The sequence below is a fragment of the Mesorhizobium sp. M7A.T.Ca.US.000.02.2.1 genome, from assembly GCF_003996995.1.
In the GTDB taxonomy this organism is placed as follows: domain Bacteria; phylum Pseudomonadota; class Alphaproteobacteria; order Rhizobiales; family Rhizobiaceae; genus Mesorhizobium.
The window spans coordinates 1-1,184 of record NZ_RZTT01000776.1 but is presented as its reverse complement, the minus strand read 5'-3'; the positions used below and the strand labels follow the sequence as shown (position 1 = coordinate 1,184).

The 1,184-nt window shown below is 64.9% G+C and carries 1 protein-coding gene and 1 pseudogene; both read left to right on the top strand.

What is annotated here, in order from left to right; translation table 11 throughout:
* A pseudogene (locus EOD15_RS34520) lies at positions 1 to 286 on the top strand (flagellar motor protein MotA); the annotation flags it as partial.
* Between the two features lies 1 nt (position 287).
* The coding region (locus EOD15_RS34515) for a peptidoglycan -binding protein (RefSeq protein WP_127409313.1) at positions 288 to 1,184 on the top strand (897 nt) is incomplete at its 3' end.

The window sequence follows — 1,184 nt, the reverse complement described above, 5'->3', positions numbered from 1 at the left end:
GTCGGACATCGTCGTCGCCGACCCGGCCAAGACCGAATCCTCCGACGAGATCCGGGTGCTGTCGGAACGGCTGCGCTCGATGCAGGAGAATGGCGGCGGATCCAACCCGCGCGTCGCCACCGCCATGGCCAATCTCGCCGACGGCATTTCCGGCCTGGTCAAGAACATGCGCTCGGAACAGCAGATCATGCGCGACTGGGTCGAGGCCCAGTCCGACGAGCAGAAGGCGATGCGCAACACACTGGAAAAGATCGCCGATGCCCTGAAGAAGCCCGGAGTGCACTGAAGTGGCACTCGCCAGGGGCCGGCGCACCGATCGCCGCATCGACTACTGGCCGGGCTTTGTCGACGCGCTGTCGACGCTGCTTTTGGCCATCATGTTCCTGCTCACGGTCTTCGTGCTGGCGCAGTTCCTGCTGGGACGCGAAATCTCCGGCAAGGATACGGCACTCTCGCGCCTCAACTCGCAGATCAACGAGCTGACCCAGTTGCTGGCGCTGGAGCGCTCGACGGCGCAGGACAAGGATGATTCACTGGCCAATCTGCAGGCGTCGCTGTCAGCCGCGCAAGCGGAAAGGAGCCGGCTCCAACAGTTGCTGGCGCAAGGCGCCGGTGCCGGCGACGCCGCCAACCAGCGCGCCGCGGCGCTCGGCGGCGAACTCGACAGCCAGCGCCAGATCAGCCAGCAGGCGCTGAGCCAGGTCGAGATCCTCAACCAGCAGATCGCGGCACTGCGCAAGCAGATCGGCGCGCTCGAGGATGCGCTCAACGTCTCCGAAATCCGCGACCGCGATTCAAACACCAAGATCGCCGACCTCGGCCGTCGCCTCAACGTCGCACTGGCACAGCGCGTGCAGGAGTTGAACCGCTACCGCTCCGACTTCTTCGGCCGCTTGCGCGAAATCCTCGCCGACCGCGAGAACATCCGTATCGTCGGCGATCGCTTCGTCTTCCAGTCGGAAGTGCTGTTCCCGACCGGCTCCGAGGTGATCAACGATGCCGGCAAGGTCGAGATGAAGAAGCTCGCCGACGCCATCATCGAGTTGCAGAAGGAAATCCCGCCCGAGATCAACTGGGTGCTGCGCGTCGACGGCCACACCGACAACAAGCCGCTCTCCGGCGCCGGCCGCTACCGCGACAATTGGGAGCTGTCGACGGCGCGTTCGACCTCGGTGGTGAAATTC